The 16531-nt window shown below is 72.3% G+C and carries 13 protein-coding genes; 6 read left to right on the top strand and 7 right to left on the bottom strand.

From position 1 onward, the window contains the following. Positions 1-9 precede the first annotated feature (9 nt). Genes BLU82_RS07050 through BLU82_RS07065 form a run of 4 tightly spaced genes read right to left on the bottom strand, consistent with a single transcriptional unit; the run spans position 10 to position 6290 of the window. Positions 10-2148, bottom strand: a complete 2139-nt coding sequence (locus BLU82_RS07050; RefSeq protein ID WP_197682782.1) for an ABC transporter ATP-binding protein — start codon at positions 2146-2148, stop codon at positions 10-12. Between the two features lie 17 nt (positions 2149-2165). Further along, a complete protein-coding gene (locus BLU82_RS07055) occupies positions 2166-3293 on the bottom strand; it encodes an ABC transporter permease (RefSeq protein ID WP_197682783.1) in 1128 nt (375 codons plus the stop codon). A gap of 9 nt (positions 3294-3302) precedes the next feature. Further along, the gene (locus BLU82_RS07060) at positions 3303-4265 is read right to left on the bottom strand and encodes an ABC transporter permease (protein WP_370246310.1); all 963 of its coding nucleotides are present in this window, start codon (positions 4263-4265) and stop codon (positions 3303-3305) included. A gap of 42 nt (positions 4266-4307) precedes the next feature. Then, entirely contained in the window at positions 4308-6290 is a 1983-nt protein-coding gene (locus BLU82_RS07065; protein ID WP_092617675.1) for an ABC transporter substrate-binding protein, read from the bottom strand. Between the two features lie 287 nt (positions 6291-6577). Here BLU82_RS07065 and BLU82_RS07070 point away from each other — a divergent pair, with 287 nt between their 5' ends. Both BLU82_RS07070 and BLU82_RS07075 read left to right on the top strand, forming a co-directional pair. Then, on the top strand, positions 6578-7672 hold the full coding sequence (locus BLU82_RS07070; protein ID WP_092617678.1) for a LacI family DNA-binding transcriptional regulator: 1095 nt from the start codon (positions 6578-6580) through the stop codon (positions 7670-7672). Positions 7673-7725: 53 nt separating this feature from the next. After that, positions 7726-8286: a DinB family protein gene (locus BLU82_RS07075; RefSeq protein WP_092617682.1), complete on the top strand. Its 561-nt coding sequence runs from the start codon at positions 7726-7728 to the stop codon at positions 8284-8286. A gap of 7 nt (positions 8287-8293) precedes the next feature. On the opposite strand, the gene BLU82_RS07080 is transcribed toward BLU82_RS07075, so the two are convergent. The 3 genes from BLU82_RS07080 to BLU82_RS07085 form a co-directional block, all read right to left on the bottom strand. Next, positions 8294-8596, bottom strand: a complete 303-nt coding sequence (locus BLU82_RS07080) for a TraR/DksA C4-type zinc finger protein (RefSeq protein ID WP_092617685.1) — start codon at positions 8594-8596, stop codon at positions 8294-8296. A gap of 80 nt (positions 8597-8676) precedes the next feature. Then, positions 8677-8841: a hypothetical protein gene (locus BLU82_RS34045; RefSeq protein WP_157740682.1), complete on the bottom strand. Its 165-nt coding sequence runs from the start codon at positions 8839-8841 to the stop codon at positions 8677-8679. Between the two features lie 19 nt (positions 8842-8860). Further along, positions 8861-10084, bottom strand: a complete 1224-nt coding sequence (locus BLU82_RS07085) for an ROK family transcriptional regulator (RefSeq protein ID WP_092617689.1) — start codon at positions 10082-10084, stop codon at positions 8861-8863. A 291-nt stretch (positions 10085-10375) separates the two neighbouring features. Between BLU82_RS07085 and BLU82_RS07090 the strand changes: the two genes are divergently transcribed. The 4 genes from BLU82_RS07090 (at position 10376) to BLU82_RS07105 (ending at position 16528) form a co-directional block, all read left to right on the top strand. Continuing rightward, entirely contained in the window at positions 10376-11725 is a 1350-nt protein-coding gene (locus tag BLU82_RS07090) for an ABC transporter substrate-binding protein (protein ID WP_092617693.1), read from the top strand. Continuing rightward, the gene (locus tag BLU82_RS07095; RefSeq protein ID WP_197682784.1) at positions 11722-12669 is read left to right on the top strand and encodes a carbohydrate ABC transporter permease; all 948 of its coding nucleotides are present in this window, start codon (positions 11722-11724) and stop codon (positions 12667-12669) included. Before BLU82_RS07090 ends, BLU82_RS07095 begins: the two co-directional genes overlap by 4 nt. Next, positions 12669-13484, top strand: coding sequence for a carbohydrate ABC transporter permease (locus tag BLU82_RS07100; RefSeq protein ID WP_092617697.1), 816 nt, complete (start codon positions 12669-12671; stop codon positions 13482-13484). The genes BLU82_RS07095 and BLU82_RS07100 overlap by 1 nt, the downstream gene beginning before the upstream one ends. Before the next feature lie 98 nt (positions 13485-13582). After that, positions 13583-16528 carry an alpha-mannosidase gene (locus tag BLU82_RS07105; RefSeq protein ID WP_092625553.1) on the top strand — a complete coding sequence of 982 codons (2946 nt, stop codon included), beginning with the start codon at positions 13583-13585 and terminating at the stop codon, positions 16526-16528. Positions 16529-16531 lie beyond the last annotated feature (3 nt).

The following is a 16531-nucleotide window of genomic DNA, read 5'->3' on the forward strand; positions in this document are numbered from 1 at the left end:
TCGCCGGCCTCAGCTCGGCGACGAGATCGGGTGGCGCACGCCGCGCAGCTCCAGGGCCTCGGCGTGGTGACAGGCGACGTCGTGGCCCGGCGCGATGCCGCGCAACTGCGGGACCTCGGTGCCGCAGCGCTCGGCGCGCACGTGCGGGCACCGGGTGTGGAACGCGCAGCCGGGCGGGGGAGCGGCCGGGTCGGGCAGCTCGTCGGACAGCCGCGTCGTCCGGCCGCCGCGGCGGTGCGGGTCGGCGACCGGCACCGCCGAGAGCAGCGCCTCGGTGTACGGGTGCTGCGGCGCGTCGAACAGCCGGTCGGTCGTCGTGGTCTCGACGATCCGGCCGAGGTACATCACCGCGACGCGGTCGCACAGGTGCTCCACGACCGACAGGTCGTGGCTGATGAACAGGTAGGTGAGGTCGTACTCGTCGCGCAGGTCGGCGAGCAGGTTGAGGATCTGCGCGCGCACCGACACGTCGAGCGCCGACACCGCCTCGTCGGCGACCACCAGCCGGGGCCGGGTGATCAGCGCCCGCGCGATGTTCACCCGCTGCCGCTGCCCGCCGGAGAACGCGTGCGGGTAGCGGCGCATGTATTCCGGGCGCAGCCCGACGCGGACCAGCATGTCGGCCACCCGCTGCTCGGTCTCGGAGTCGACGCGGTCGCGGCGCACCGCCGGGTTGCGGAACGGCTCGGCCAGCAGCTGGAGCAACGTCATGCGCGGGTTCAGCGCGCTGAACGGGTCCTGGAAGATCATCCGGACCTGGCCGCGGTAGGCGCGCAGCGCGGAGTCGGACAGCCCGGCGAGGTCCACCGCGCCCTTGTCGCCGTGGTACACGATCTGCCCGGACGTCGGCGCGAGCGCCCGCACGACCGCCCGGCCCAGCGTGGTCTTGCCACAGCCGGACTCGCCGACCAGGCCCAGCGTCTCGCCGGCCGCGATGGTGAGGCCCACCCCGTCGACGGCGCGGACGTGCCCGACGGTGCGGTTGAGCAGGCCGCGCTTCACCGGGTAGTGCACGGTGAGGTCGCGCACCTCGAGCACCGGCGCCGCCTCGTCGCGCGCGACCGGCGCCGGGGGAGCGGCGGCGACGGCGGGCGCGGCCGGGATCAGCGGCAGCGTCCGCCCCTCCGGCCGCACGGCGTCGTCGTACCAGTGGCAGCGCGCCGCCGGCCCGCCGTCCACCTCGTGCAGCTCGGGCGTCAGCTCCTCGCAGGCGTCGCCGACCGGCGCGTGGCAGCGCGGGTGGAACGAGCAGCCGGCCGGGCGCAGCAGCGGGTGCGGGACGATCCCCTCGATGGCGGCCAGCCGCGACGTCCGACCGCCCCGGCTGCCCAGGCGCGGGACCGACGCGATCAGCGCCTGCGTGTAGGGGTGGCGGGGGTGGTCGAACACCTCGGTGACCGACCCCTCCTCGACCACCTGGCCGAGGTACATGACGGCGACGTCGTCGGCGATCTCCGCGACCACGCCGAGGTCGTGGGTGATGAACAGCATCGCCATGCCGGTGTCGGCCTGCAGCTCGGCCAGCAGGTCGAGGATGCGGGCCTGCGTCGTGACGTCCAGGGCGGTGGTCGGCTCGTCCGCGATCAGCAGCGACGGCTCGCAGGCCAGCGCCATGGCGATCATGACCCGCTGGCACATGCCGCCGGAGAGCTGGAACGAGTAGGCATGCATCCGCTGCTCCGGCCGCGGGATGCCGACCCGGCCGAGCAGGTGCACCGCCTTCTCGGTGGCCTCGCGGCGCGACAGCGGCAGGTGCAGCTGGATCGCCTCGACCAGCTGCTCGCCGACGGTGTACATCGGCGACATCGCGGCCATCGGCTCCTGGAAGATCATCGAGATGTCGGCGCCGCGCATCGACCGCATCCGCTCGCCGCGCGGGTCCAGTGCGGCGAGGTCGGCCGGCTCCGCCGCGCCGGGGTCGCCGTGCCACCAGACGTGGCCCGCGGTGATCCGTCCCGGCGGGTCGACCAACTGCAGGATGGACCGCGCGGTGATCGACTTCCCGCACCCCGACTCGCCGACGAGGCAGGTCGTGCGGCCGCGGGCGAGGCTGAGGTCCACCCCGTCGACCGCCCGGACGACGCCGTCGTCGGTCGCGAAGTGGGTCTTCAGTCCCTGCACGTCCAGCAGGACATCGGATCGGCTCACGGTCGCTCCCTCGGCGCTCATGACTGATAGGGGTCGGCGGCGTCGCGCAAGCCGTCGCCGAGGAAGTTGATCGACAGGACGGCGACGACCACGGCCAGCCCGGGCAGCAGCAGCCACGGCGCCGTCTCCAGCGCCCGCACGTCGACGTCGCTGAGCAGGACGCCCCAGCTCACCGTCGGCGGTCTCAGCCCCAGGCCCAGGAACGACAGCGACGTCTCGGCCAGGATCATCGCCGGGATGGACAGCGTCATCGCCGCGATCAGGTGACTGGCGAACGACGGCAGCAGGTGCCGGCCGATGATCCGCGGCCGGCTGATGCCGTCGAGGTAGGCCGCTGTCACGAAGTCCTCGCCGCGCAGCGCCAGGAACCGTCCGCGCACGACCCGGGCGAGGTCCGTCCAGTTGATGATCGACAGGATCACCGTGATGGCCAGGTAGCGCTGCAACGATCCCCAGTCGCGTGGCAGCGCCGCCGCCAGGCCCAGCCACAGCGGGATCGCCGGCACCGACATGAAGAACTCGACCAGCCGCTGGATGACGGCGTCGACCTTGCCGCCGAAGTAGCCGGAGGCACCGCCGAGCACCACGCCGAGGGCGAACGCCATGGCGAGCCCGACCAGGCCGATCGACATCGAGACGCGGGTGCCGTGCAGGATCCGCGACAGCTGGTCGTGGCCGGTGCGGCTGGCGCCGAGCAGGTACATCGGCGGTCCGTCCGGGTCGGCCGGGCCGAGCAGGTGGATGTCCGTGCTGATCAGCCCGAACAATTCGTACTCCGGCCCGCGGGCGAAGAAGCGCACCGGGATCTTCTCGTCCGGGTTCTCGCGGAACGTCAGCGCCAGCGTCTCCGGGTCGCGGGTCTGCTCGTAGCCGTTGACGTACAGGCCCCAGTCCCAGCCGTCGGAGGTGTCGACGACGTGCAACTGCTGCGGCGGCGCGTAGGCGTAGTCGGCGTTGATGTCGCTGGGGTCGTAGGGCGCCAGGAAGTCGGCGAACACGGCCACCAGGTACAGCAGGCAGGTGACCACGAGCCCGGCCATCGCCAGCTTGTGCCGGCGCAGCGCCCGCCACACCAGGGTGCGCTGCGACGCGACGGCGAGGTCGGCGTCGGGCGTCGTCGGGTCCACCTCGGTTGGTCGGCTCACGGCGTCCTCTCAGGCCATCCGGTGCCGGATCCGCGGATCCAGCCAGGCCAGCAACAGGTCGGAGATCAGCGTGCCGATCACGGTCATGACGCTGACCAGCAGGATGATCGAGCCGGCCAGGTACATGTCCTGGCTCTGCAGCGACGACAGCAGCAGCGGCCCGGTGGTCTCCAGCGAGAGCACCGACGACACGATCACCTCGCCGCCGATCAGCACCGGGAGCACCCAGCCGATCGTCGACACGAACGGGTTCAGCGCCACCCGCATCGGGTACCGCAGCAGCAGCCGCCGCTCCGGCATGCCGCGCGCCCGGGCCGCCGTCACGTACGGTTTGCGCAGCTCGTCGAGCAGGTTGGCGCGCAGGATGCGGATCAGGCCGGCCGTGCCGGCGGTGCCGAGCACCACCATCGGCACCCAGAGATGCCCCATGAGGTCCAGCACCTTGCCCAGGTTCCAGGCGGCGTCCTTGTACTCCGGTGAGAACAGCCCGCCGACGGAGTCCTGCCCGAACACGTTCAGGCCCACCCACATCAGCGCCAGCGCGAGCAGGAAGTTCGGGATCGCCAGGCCGAGGAAGCCGATGGTGGTCGCGACGTAGTCGGTGATCGAGTACTGCCGGATCGCCGAGTACAGGCCGATCGGGAACGCGATGATCCAGGTGAAGACCACGGTCGCGGCCATGAACACGATGGTCAGCGGCAGCCGGTCGGAGATCATCTCCGCCACCGGCCGGTTCCACTCGAACGAGCGGCCGAAGTCGCCGTCGGAGACGATGCCCCAGATCCAGGTGAGGTACTGCGCCGGCAGCGGCTCGTCCAGCCCGTACCGTGCCCGCAGCGCCGCCACCTCGGCCGGGTCGACCGTCTCGCCCTGCGCGCTGAGGTTCGTGACGTAGGTGGTCAGGAAGTCGCCGGGCGGCAGCTGGATGATCGTGAACGTCACGATCGAGATCAGCACCAGCGTCGGGATCATCAGGGCGACGCGGCGGACGACGAAGGTCAGCACACGCGGCCCCTACTCGATGAAGTACTGGCAGGGGCTGGAGCCGCCCGGCGTCGCGAAGTCGAACGACTCGGGCATCTCCTCCGGCACGTTGTGGAAGTCGTCGCGGACGATGCCGTAGCCGGTCGGCACCCGCAGCGTGCCGATGACGTAGAACTGGTCGCGGGCGATCTCGAGGATCTGGCCGAACAGCTCCTCGCGCTGGTCCGGGTCGGGCGTGCGCGCCAGCTCCCAGAACAGCTCGCACTGCCGGCGGGTCGGCTCCGGCGGCTCCTCGCCCTGCGCACCGTTGGACTGGTACCACTGCGCCCAGGCCGGCGCGAACGCCTGCTCGAAGCGCATCGTCGGCAGGTAGAAGAACGGCCGGCGGGTCTCGTCGCCCAGCCCGCCCGGCCCGACCCACACGCCGGCGTCGTGCTGGTTGGCCTCGGTGCGCTCCTTGAACAGCGTGCGGTCCTCGGGCCGGGTGCGCGCGTTGATGCCGACCTCGTTCCAGTAGCCGACGACCAGGTTCATCGCGTCCAGCCAGTACGGCACCACGCCCGGCTCGGCGACCTCGACCTCGATCGACAGCGGGCTGCCGTCGGGTGCGAGCCGGAAGCCGGAGCCGTCGCGCTGGGTCAGGCCGGCGCGGTCCAGTGCCTCGTTGGCGAGGTCGACGTCGAACTCGAGGTACTGGGTGGCCAGCTCCTCGTCGTAGTAGCGCGAGTCCGGCGCGGGCGCGGCCTGCCACGGCTCGCCCTCGTCCTGGAACGTCGCGGTGTTCAGCTCGGCGCGGTCGATGGCGTGCGACAGCCCGATCCGGAAGTCCTTGTTGCCGAAGACGGCGCGCTTCACCGGGTCCTGGTGGGTCAGGTTGAGGAAGATCACCATCTCGTTCATCAGGCTGCTGCGCAGCGTCATGAACTCGTAGCCGCCCTCTTCGCGGCCCTCGGCGAGCACCGGTTTGTTGGCCAGGCTGGTGACGTGGCGGGTGTGGAAGGCGAACTCGCCGTTCGTCGCCTTCAGCAGGATGACCTCGGCGTCGGAGACCACCTCGAAGGAGAGGCTGTCGAGGTAGGGCAGCTGGCGGCCGTCCGGGTCGGTCTTCCAGTAGTACGGGTTGCGCTCGGCCGTCACCGTCGTGGCGTCGCCCAGCGCGTTGGTCAGCATCCACGCGTTCAGCGTCGGCTTCTCGGCGTTCTGGTAGGTCTCCGAGCGGGCCAGCATCAGCTCCGTCCAGGACGCGAAGCCGGCCGACGCCGCCACCGCGTCAGCCCCCTCGGTGTAGGTGGCGTGGAACTGCTGCAGGTAGTGCGCGGGCAGCGAGACCAGCACGTCGCCGCTGTTGATGAGGGCGAGCTGTTCGAGGAACAAGCCGTTCGGCTCGGCGAAGGTGAACCGCACCGACTGGTCGTCGACCCGGGTCAGCGTGGCCGGCTGGCCGCCGTTGGTCAGGAACGACGGCACCGCCGGAGACAGCTCCTTGTTCAGCAGGAAGTCCTGGAAGGCGAAGACGAGGTCGTCGGCGGTGAACGGGGCGCCGTCGGACCACTTCATGCCGGCCCGCAGCGTGATGAGGAACTCGTGCCCGTCGTCGGACTGCTCGACCGACTCGGCGATGTTCGGTACCGGCTCGGACCACTCCGGGTTCCAGCGCATCAGCGGGTCGTAGCCGACCGTGCGCTGCAGCCAGGCCTCGTCCTCGGGGCCGAGCAGCGCGCTGGTCCACGTGCCGCCGTAGACACCGGCCCGATCGACCGGCTCCACGATGGACGGGTTCGCCGGGAGCCGTTCGCTCAGCGGCGGCAGCTCGCCGGCCTCGACGCGGGCGGCCAGCTGCGGCGACTCCCGCAGGTCGGTGCCGGGCGCATCGGACGGGCCGTCGCCGCTGCCCGCGGGGTCGGTGTCGAGCCACGAACAGCCCGACAGCGCCACGAGTCCGGCGGAGGCGCCACCGGCGATCAGCAGGCGACGGCGGGTGATGGGTCTGGTCGTCCACGAACGGTCGTTCATGGCGCCTCCTCGCTGAGGTCCTGGACGAATGACGCACAAAGCTATAGCGCTTCCACAAACGTGTCAACGATTCGGTCGGCGGCTGTTGCAGGGCCCGCAACACGCGCGGACGACGTGGACATCACCGGCTGGTGCCTGCCCGCCGTTCCCGCCTATCTAGCTGGGATATCGGCGTGAAGATTGCCCGGCGTCGATGCGCTCGGTACCATGACAAGCCTTGCGCAAGCGCTTTCTATCCTGGCGCCATGCTTGGATGAGGTCCGCACACACGAGGGAGCGAAGGACCGATGACTGACGACCTGACGGCCGCACCCGGCCGCGCCACCCTCCGCGACGTCGCCGCCCGCGCCGGAGTCTCGATGTCGACGGTCTCCCGGGTCCTGGGCGGCGGCTACCCGACCGCGGCCAGCACGAAGGAGAAGGTCCTCCGCGCGGTCGAGGAGCTCGACTACGTCGCCAACGCCCACGCGCGGGCGCTGGCCGGGGGCAGCTCGAAGACCGTCGCGATCCTGGTCGGCTCGGTGGCCATCGAGTTCCAGGCCTACATCGCCCAGGGCGTCGAGGAGCAGGCGACCGACGACAAACACCTGTGCCTCGTCTGCTCCACCGGCGGCGATCCGGAACGCGAGCTGGCCTACATCCAGCTGATGCGCGAGCAGGGCGCCCGCGCCGTCGTGCTCGTCGGCACCGTGGTCGCCGACGACGCCTACCACGCGCGGATGCGCCAGTTCGCCCAGGCGCTCGACGCCGCCGGCTCGCGGCTCGCGCTGGTCGGCCGGCCGCCGCTGGCCCGCGACGTCCCGGCCGTGGTGGTCGAGTTCGACAACGAGGGCGGCGCCTACGCGGCCACCAGCCACCTGCTGACGCAGGGGCACGAGCGCATCCTCTACCTCGGCAAGCAGCCGGGCCAGACCACCGCCGAGGGCCGGCTGGCCGGGCACCTGCGCGCGCTCGCCGACTTCGGCGTCGAGCCCGACGAGTCGCTGATCGTCGCCGGCGAGTTCGGCCGGCAGCCCGGCTACCAGATGATGAAGGCGCGCCTCGAGGCCGGGCCGGTCGACTTCACCGCCATCTTCGCCGGCGACGACCCCGCGGCGGCCGGCGCCATCCAGGCGCTGCGCGAGCACGGCCTGCGGGTGCCCGACGACGTCTCGATGGTCGGCTACGACGACCTCGCCGTGGCCGCCGACCTCGGGCTGACCACCGTCCACATCCCGCACGAGGAGCTGGGTCGCACCGCCGTCCGGCTGGCGCTGCACCAGGCCGACGCCCGCGGCGAGGGGCCCGGGCTCGTGCACCGGAAGCTGGCCACGCAGCTCATCGTGCGCGATTCCGTCCGGCCCAACCTCGGCCCCGGCGGGCGCCGGCCGGTGCGTCCCTAGGCGGAAGGGGATATTCGGTTGCGGGCCCGGCCGCCGCGCACCATCGTCGGGGGATGAGCGACGCGCCTGAGCGGTGGACCCGAGCGACCGTCTACGCGGACATGTGGGTCGACCCGGCGGACGACCCGCGCAACTCCGAGGGCGTCAGCCCCGACGGCGAGCTGCCGACGCTGCGCGACTACCTCAACGCCTACCGGCTGACGCTGCGGATGAAGTGCGACGGCCTCGACCCCGAGCAGCTGGCCCGCCGCTCCGTGCCGCCGTCGACGATGTCGCTGCTCGGCCTCGTGCGGCACCTCGCCGAGGTCGAGCGCGACTGGCGCAGCTGGGTCCGGCCCGACGATCCGGCGCCGAAGCTCTACGGCCCGCGCGACGCCGACTTCGACGGCGCCGTCGGCGACCAGGCGGTCGTCGACGGCGCGTTCGCCGATCTCGCCCGCGAGCAGGCCGCCACCGACGACGTCCTGGCGGGGTACGCCGACCTCGGCGAGCGGGTCGGCCGCGACGGCATCGCCGTCCGCGAGCTGTGGGTGCACCGCATCGAGGAGTACGCCCGCCACTGCGGCCACGCCGACCTGCTGCGCGAGTGCGTCGACGGCCGGGTCGGCCAGTAGTCGCCGGTCAGCGGCTCGCGCAGCCGACGCACAGCCGCGTCCACGGACGCAGCTCCAGCCGCTCGACGGGTATGGCGGTGGCGCAGCGCTCGCAGGCGCCGAAGGTGCCGCGGGCCAGGCGGTTCTGGGCGGCCTCGACGTCGTTGAGGATGCGGGCGACGCTTGCGCGGTGGGCCGCGGCGGGTGAGTCGCCGGCGGTCTCGGAGAGCTCGTCGAGCTGGCGCTGCCGGCTGGCGGCGGCCTCGGCGAGCGCCTCCTCGATGCGGGCGCGGGCGTCGCGATCGATCGCGGGGTAGGTGGGCGTGGTCATGCTGCTGCTCCTGGAGGTGACGCGCCGCGGGCGCGCTGAGAGGGCTCACGCGCCGCCGGCGGGTGAGCTGGATGACGGGGTCAGCAGCAGCGGGGCGGGGCGCGGTCGACGCTGCGGCGCAGGACGTCGAGGCCGCAGACGCCGCGGGCGGTCTGGGCCAGCTGGAGCGCCAGCAACGCCGGACCGGCGATGACGTGGGCAGGCTCAGGCGTCGCCGTCTGCGCCGCCGCCCATCCCGTCACCATGGCCGCACCATAGCAAGGGTCAGGACTCCCCGACGAGGAGCGCGGCGGCCCGCGGGGCGAGGAAGTGGTCCATGACCAGCTCGGCCGCGCCCTGGGCGGCCACGTGCTCGCCGATGGCCGACCCCTCGACGACGAGGGCGGGGCGGGCGACGACGAGCTCGCCGGCGACCAGCTCGGTCAGCACCGGCAGGAACGCCTGGGCGAGCCGGTTCCACAACGGCCCGCCCAGCACGACGCGGGGGACGTCGAGCAGGTTGATGAGCACGCCGAGGCCGACGGCGACCCGCCGGGCCGCGCGGTCCAGGATCCAGGTGGCGCCGCTGTTGCCGCCGGCCGCCTGCTCGCACAGCGCCGTGCAGGCGTCGTCGATGGCGACGTAGTCGCTGAGGTCGGGCAGCGGCACCAGCCCCAGCCGCGCCGCCTGGATGACCAGCGCCTCCGGCACACACGCGGCGGCCAGTCCGCCGCGGCGCCCGGCCCACTCCAGCTGCTCGGCGTCGGTGTCGACGATGATGTCGCCGACCTCGCCGATGTTGTTCGTGACGCCCCGCAGCACCTGGTTGTCGACGACGACGGAGGCGCCGACGCCGGAGCCGAGGTACAGGAAGACGAACGCGTTGGCCGGCGCCTTCGACGAGCGCAGCTCGGCTGTCGCGGCCGCCGTGACGTCCTTGTCGAGCAGGACGGGCAGCCCGGTGGCGTGGTGGAGGTCGGACCGGAGCCGGACGTTGCGCCAGTTCGGCAGCTGCGGCGGGTCGACGATGACGCCGGCGTGGACGTCCAGCGGGCCGGGCGCGGCGATGCCCAGGCCGAGCACGCGGTCGCGGTCGACTCCGGCCTCGCGGATCACGGAGTCGGCGGTGGCCGCGATCATCGCCGTGACCTCGGGCGGGTTCGTCGCCTGCGGGGTGCGCTCCTGGCGGCGCAGCCGCACCTGGCCGTCGAGGTCGAGCAGGACGGTGGTCAGCCGCGCGGGGTCGATGTGCACGCCGACGGAGAACGCGCCGTCGCGGTCGACGACGAGGGGGATGCTGGGCCGGCCGCGGGCGCTGCCGGCCGGCTCGGTCTCACGGATCAGGCCGTCGTCGATGAGCCGCCGGGTGATGTTCGAGATGGTCTGCGGGCTCAGCCCCGACTCGCGGCGCAGGTCGGCCCGGCTGGCCCCCGGCGAGCGGCGCAGGACGTCGAGCACGACGGCCTGGTTGAAGTCGGCCAGGCGGAGTTGGTTGCTGCCGCGCCGCATGCGACTCCTTCCCTGCCCGAGTGGATCCTAGGGTGTGTCTCCCAAGTCCATGGCCTACTGCGCGACGCCCAGGCGGCGCCTCGCTGCGTTCTCGTCAGTCGTCACAGAGCCCCGCTATGACTCCTTCCTCGCACCTTGCGAGGCATCCACCTGGACGCCGCTCGCTACGGCCGAGACCCGGGAGTCACACCCTAGCCAGACGATCTTTAATCCAAGCGATTGACGATATCTTCGACGAAGCCTAACCTGAGCCCCAGGTTTAGTCCATCGGATGGAAAAAAGGGTGACGCAATGAAGCGCAGTCGTGTACTTCGAGCCGTCACGACCGCCGCCCTCCTCACCGGGGTGCTGGCCGCGTGCTCGGACAGCGACGACAGTGCCAGCGGCGACGGGCCCGTGACGATCCGCCTGCTCGAGTACCAGCAGGCCCGGGCCGACGCCATCGAGCCGCTGCTCCCCGAGTTCGAGCAGGCCATGGCGGACGAGGGCAAGGACATCGAGGTCGAGCTGGTCCTCGACCCCCTGACCGACGAGCAGTTCCGCACGAAGATCACCCAGCAGTTCCACTCCGGCACCGCGCCCGACGTCATCGACATGGGCGGCACGCACGTGACCGGCTTCGCCGGTGCCGGCTACCTGCTGGAGCTGGACGAGTACCTCGACGAGTGGGACGCCTGGGGCGAGTACTACGAGCCGGTGAAGGACGCCGCCCGGCAGGTCGACGGCCACTTCTACGCCGTGCCGCACGAGGCGAACGTGCAGAGCCTGTTCTACCGCAAGGACGTGCTCGAGCAGCTCGGCGTCGACACCTCACAGCCGCAGACGTGGGACGACCTCATCGCGCGGCTGGAGCAGGTCACGGCGCAGACGGGCGAGCCGTCGATCGTGATCCCGGCCGGGACGGCGTGGGGCGGCGGCACCTGGACCGAGGGCTTCCTGCCGATCGCGGCCGGCACCGGCAGCACGTTCTACGACGAGGAGACCGGCCGCTGGACACTGGAGAGCGACGGCCTGACGGCGTCGTTCGAGCTGTACGCGCGGCTGGTCGAGGCCGGCCTGCTGCCGGTCCAGGACCTGCTCAACCCGAACCCGTGGGAGCCGACGAAGTACGTCCGGTTCCCGGAGGGCACCATGCCGGTCGCGGCCCAGGGCACGTGGGGCTGGCGCTACGACTGGGGCCCCGAGGGCACCGCGCCGATCGAGAACGTGCAGGAGAAGGTCGCCACCTGGGACTACCCGGCGCTGGTGCCGGGCACCGAGCCGTACTCCATCAGCGGCGGCGGGTTCGCCTTCGGCATCAGCGCCGAGACCGAGCACGCCGAGGCCGCGATGGCGCTGGCGACGTGGCTGAGCACCGGTGAGGCGGCGGCCGAGCAGCTGGCCGCCATCGGCGCCGCGGCGCCGCACCCGGGCATCGCCGGCATCGAGCCGTACGCGAGCGACCCGTCGCTGCTCGACGCGGAGGAGAAGGTCCGCACCGGCATCCGGGCCCCGTTCGGCGACGGCGCCGACCAGGTGTCGCAGGCGGTGCAGAGCGCGACCGAGGGCATCCTGCTCGGCGACGCGGACGGCGAGCAGGCGGCGGCCACGTTCGCCGAGGAGGCGGCGGAACTGCTGGGCGACGCCCTGGTCGAGCAGTGACGTCGGTCCCGGTCCCGGCCACGCCGGCGACGCGGCCCACCCGGCCCGCGTCGCCCGCGCGGCCGCGGCGGGGCCTGCACGGGCGCGGCCTGATCCCGCTGCTGCTGGGGCCGTCGGTGCTGCTCATCCTGGTGTTCGTCGTCGCACCGGCGGTGTACGGCCTGTACCTGAGCCTCACCAACACCCAGCTCACCGGCTTCGCCGCCCGCGACCCGCAGTTCGTCGGCCTGGACAACTTCCGCAGCCTGCTCGGCTCGGACGACTTCCTCGCCTCGCTGGGCCGCACCGGCCAGTTCGTGCTGTTCTCGGCGATCATCGGGCAGACGGTGCTCGGCATGCTCGCCGCGCTGCTGCTGCGGCGCACCTGGCTGCGGGGGAAGGGGCTGTTCGGCGCCGCGATCCTGCTGCCGATGGTGGTGCCCGAGGTGGTCGCCGCGCTGACCTGGGCGAGCGTGCTGTCGTCCAGCGAGGACGGCACCTTCAACCGGATGATCGGCCTGTTCGGCGGCTCGGCCGCGGCGCCGCTGCAGGAGTGGCCGATGCTGTCGATCGTCATCGTGAACATCTGGCGCGGCATCGCGTTCGCGATGATCATGTTCCAGGCCGCGCTGGAGGACGTCCCGGACGAGCTGATCGAGGCCTCCCGGGTCGACGGCGCCAGCGCCGCGCAGGTGTTCCGGTACGTCACGCTGCCGCTGATCCGCGGGCCGGTCTTCCTGTACCTGCTGCTGACGACGATCACGACGGTCGGCGTGTTCGGGCTGGTGTACTTCCTCACCCAGGGCGGTCCCGGCTCGGCCACCGAGCTGACCTCGATCTTCATCTTCCAGCGGGCGTTCCAGTACTCGCAGATCGGGCTCGGCAGCGCGGCCTCGGTGATCCTGCTCGCGCTGCTCATGGTGCTCGGGCTGACCTACGTCCGGCTGACGAAGGTGGAGGTCTGATGACGACCGCGGTCCAGCGCGGCCTGCAGTACGCGCTGCTGACGATGCTGGTGCTGTTCTGCCTGGTGCCGTTCGCGTGGGTGGCGCTGAGCGCGTTCGACGCCGACGCCGGCCCCACGGTGGGCGCGCCGTCGTTCTCGCTGGAGAACTTCGCCCGCTTCTTCACCAGCGCCGACACCCCGCGACTGCTGCTGAACAGCCTGATCATCTCGGTCGCGGCGACGGCGCTGAACCTGGCCTGCGGGCTGCTCGGCGCCTACGCGCTGGCACGGTTCCGGTTCCGCGGCCGCAGCTTCTTCATGTTCTCGATCCTGCTGATCCGGGTCATCCCGGCGCCCGCGACGATCGTCGCGCTGTACCTGCTGATGGTCCGGATGAACCTGGACGACAGCTACCTCGGGCTGATCCTGGTCGAGGCCGCGGCGGCGTTGCCGGTGACGTTGTGGCTGCTCAAGGGCACCATCGACGCGATCCCGTTCGAGCTGGAAGAGGCCGCCTGGATGGACGGCAACACCCGGCTGCAGGCGCTGCGCCGGGTGGTCTTCCCGCTGGTCGGCCCGGGTCTGGGCGCCGCGGCCATGCTGACGTTCATGGCGGTCTGGGGCGACTTCCTCACCCCGCTGGTGCTGCTGCAGTCGCCGGACCTGTACCCGCTGTCGATCGGGCTGTTCCGCGCCTTCTCGGCGTTCAACCAGGTCGACTGGGGCGTGCTCGCCGCCAGTGCGGTCATCTACATGGTGCCGCCGGCGATCCTCTACGCCGTGCTCCGGCGCCACCTGCTCAAGTCCAGTCTCGGCGGCGCCATCAAGGGCTGAGCCCCGCCGCGTGATCCACTTCCACCCTCCAGGAGCGATCCGTTTTGCTTGACGACAACCCGCACGGCCGTGTCCAGCTCGACGCCACCGCGTTGACGATGCTGCGCGTGCGCCGCTTCACGACGTTCCGCATCCGCCCCGCCGTCTACCGCGACGCGATCCCCGCCGACGTGCGGGCGTGGACGGTGGACGGTGAGCCGGTGTCGTTCGCGCACGCCGTGACGCAGCCGTTCGAGCCGTTCGCCGCCGGGCAGACGTGGGGCCGGCCGTGGGACACGGTGTGGTTCGACGTCCGCGGCGAGGTGCCGGCCGGCTGGTCGCCGGACGAGGCCGAGCTGGTGGTGGACCTCGGCTTCACCGGCGAGCAGCCCGGCTTCCAGGCGGAGGGGCTGGTGTACCGGCCCGACGGCACCGTCGTGAAGGGGCTGGAGCCGCTGAACAACTGGGTCACGCTGCCCGAGCCGGGCCCGTTCCACCTGTACGTGGAGGCCGCCGCGAACCCCGTCGTGCAGGTGCCGTACGAGTACGAGCCGACGACGCTGGGGGACAGGGCGACCGCCGGCGACGAGCACCAGTACCGGCTCGCCGAGGTGTCGGTGGCCCGTCGCGACCTCGTCGTGTGGGAGCTGCTGCAGGACGTCGTCACGCTCGACGGGCTGGTGGACGTGCTGCCGCCGTCGGGCTCGCGGCGCGCCGAGATCGTGCACGCGCTGGAGCGCATGGTCGACGCGATGGACCCCGACGACGTGCCGGGCACGGCCGCGCTGGGCCGCGAGATCCTGGCGCCGGTGCTGGCGAGCCGGGCGGCGGACAGCGCGCTGGTCGTGTCCGCCGTCGGGCACGCGCACATCGACTGCGCCTGGCTGTGGCCGGTCCGCGAGACCGTCCGGAAGGTCGCCCGGACCTTCGCCAACGTCCTCGACCTCGCCGAGCGGCAGCCGGAGTTCGTGTTCGCGGCGTCGTCGGCGCAGCAGTACGCCTGGCTGAAGGACAGCCAGCCGGCGCTGTTCGAGCGGGTCCGCAAGGCCGTCGCCGACGGCGTCGTCCGCCCGGTCGGCGGCATGTGGGTGGAGTCGGACACGAACCTGCCCGGCGGCGAGGCGCTGGCGCGGCAGTTCGTGCTGGGCAAGCGGTTCTTCCTGGAGGAGTTCGGGGTCGAGAGCGACGAGGTGTGGCTGCCCGACTCGTTCGGCTACACCGCCGCGCTGCCACAGCTGGTGCGGGCGGCTGGGGCGCGCTACTTCCTCACGCAGAAGCCGTCGTGGAACGAGACCAACAAGATGCCGCACTCGAGCTTCCTCTGGGAGGGCATCGACGGCTCGCGGGTGTTCACCCACTTCCCGCCGGCCGAGACGTACAACTCCGACCTCGGCGCGCAGGACCTCGCCCGCACCGAGCGCTCGTTCCGGCAGAAGGGCGCGGCCCGGCATGTCCTCGGGCTGTTCGGCTGGGGCGACGGCGGCGGCGGACCCACCCGCGAGATGCTGGCGGCGGCCGAGCGCAAGCGCGACCTCGACGGCTCGCCGCGGGTCCGGCTCGGCGACCCGAAGACGTTCTTCGACACGGCGTCGGCGGAGCTGGCGTCCCCGCCGGTCTGGGTCGGCGAGATGTACCTCGAGCTGCACCGCGGCACGCTGATCTCGCAGCAGCGGGGCAAGCGCGGCAACCGGCACAGCGAGGCGCTGCTGCGCGAGGCCGAGCTGTGGGCGGCGACGGCGGCGGTGCTGCGCGGCACGCCGTACCCGTACGACGAGCTGGAGAGCGCCTGGCGCACGGTCCTGCTACAGCAGTTCCACGACATCCTGCCGGGCACGTCCATCGCGTGGGTGCACCAGGAGGCCGAGCGGCAGTACGAGCGGGTGGCCGGCGAGCTGACGGCGCTGATCGACGCGTCGCTGGCGGCGCTGGCCGGCGACGGCGACACCCCCGTCGCCGCGAACGCTGGGCCGTACGCGCAGCAGGGCGTCGCGGGGCTCGGCATCGGGCCGGCCACCCCGCCCGCCGCCGCCCGGCCGGTCCGCGAGGGCGACCGGTTCGTGCTCGAGGACGCCGCGCTGCGGGTCGAGGTCGGCGCGGACGGCACCCTCGTCTCGGTCTACGACCGCGCCGCGGACCGCGAGCTGCTGCCGCACGGTGTCGCGGGCGGCGTCCTGCAGCTGTTCCGCGACACCCCGCGCGAGTGGGACGCCTGGGACATCAACGACGAGGACAAGCGCAGCGGCCGCGACCTGCGCGACCCGGTGTCGGCCGAGGTGGACGGCGACGCGGTGCTGGTGCGGTACGCGGTCGGCGACACCACGATCGACGTCGCGCTGCGGCTGGTGGACGGCCGCCTCGACTACGCGTTCGACATCGACTGGCACGAGTCGCAGAAGCTGCTCAAGCTGGCCTTCCCGCTGGACCTGCGGGCCGAGCGGTCGACGTCGGAGATCCAGTTCGGCCACCTGCACCGGCCGATCCACCAGAACACCTCGTGGGACGTCGCGCGGTTCGAGACCGTGGCGCACCGCTGGATCCACGTCGGTGAGCCCGGCTACGGCGTCGCGATCGCCAACGACGTCGTCTACGGCCACGACGTGCGCGGCGGCCAGGCGCCGAACGGCCGCCCGATGACGACGGCGCGGCTCTCGCTGCTGCGCGCGCCGCGCTACCCCGACCCGGCCGCCGACCAGGGCCGGCACGCGTTCACCGTCAGCCTCCGGCCGGGCGGGATCCCGGCCGCGATCGCCGACGGCTACGCCCAGCAGCTGCGGCCGCGGGCCACCCGCGGCACGCCGGTAGCACCGCTGCTGGAGGTGAGCGACCCGGCGATCGTCGTCGAGTCGGTCAAGCTGGCCGAGGACCGCTCCGGCGACGTCGTCGTGCGGCTCTACGAGGCGCACGGCAACCGGTCGCGGGCGACGCTGCGCACGTCCTTCGCGTTCACCGAGGTGGTCGCGACCGACCTGCTGGAGCGCCCGGTGCCGAGCGAGGCCGTCACCGGCACCGACCTCACCCTGCGCCCGTTCGAGCTGCTGACGCTGCGCTTCCGTTTGGAAAGGTAGACC

The organism is Jiangella sp. DSM 45060, assembly GCF_900105175.1.
Lineage (GTDB): Bacteria > Actinomycetota > Actinomycetes > Jiangellales > Jiangellaceae > Jiangella.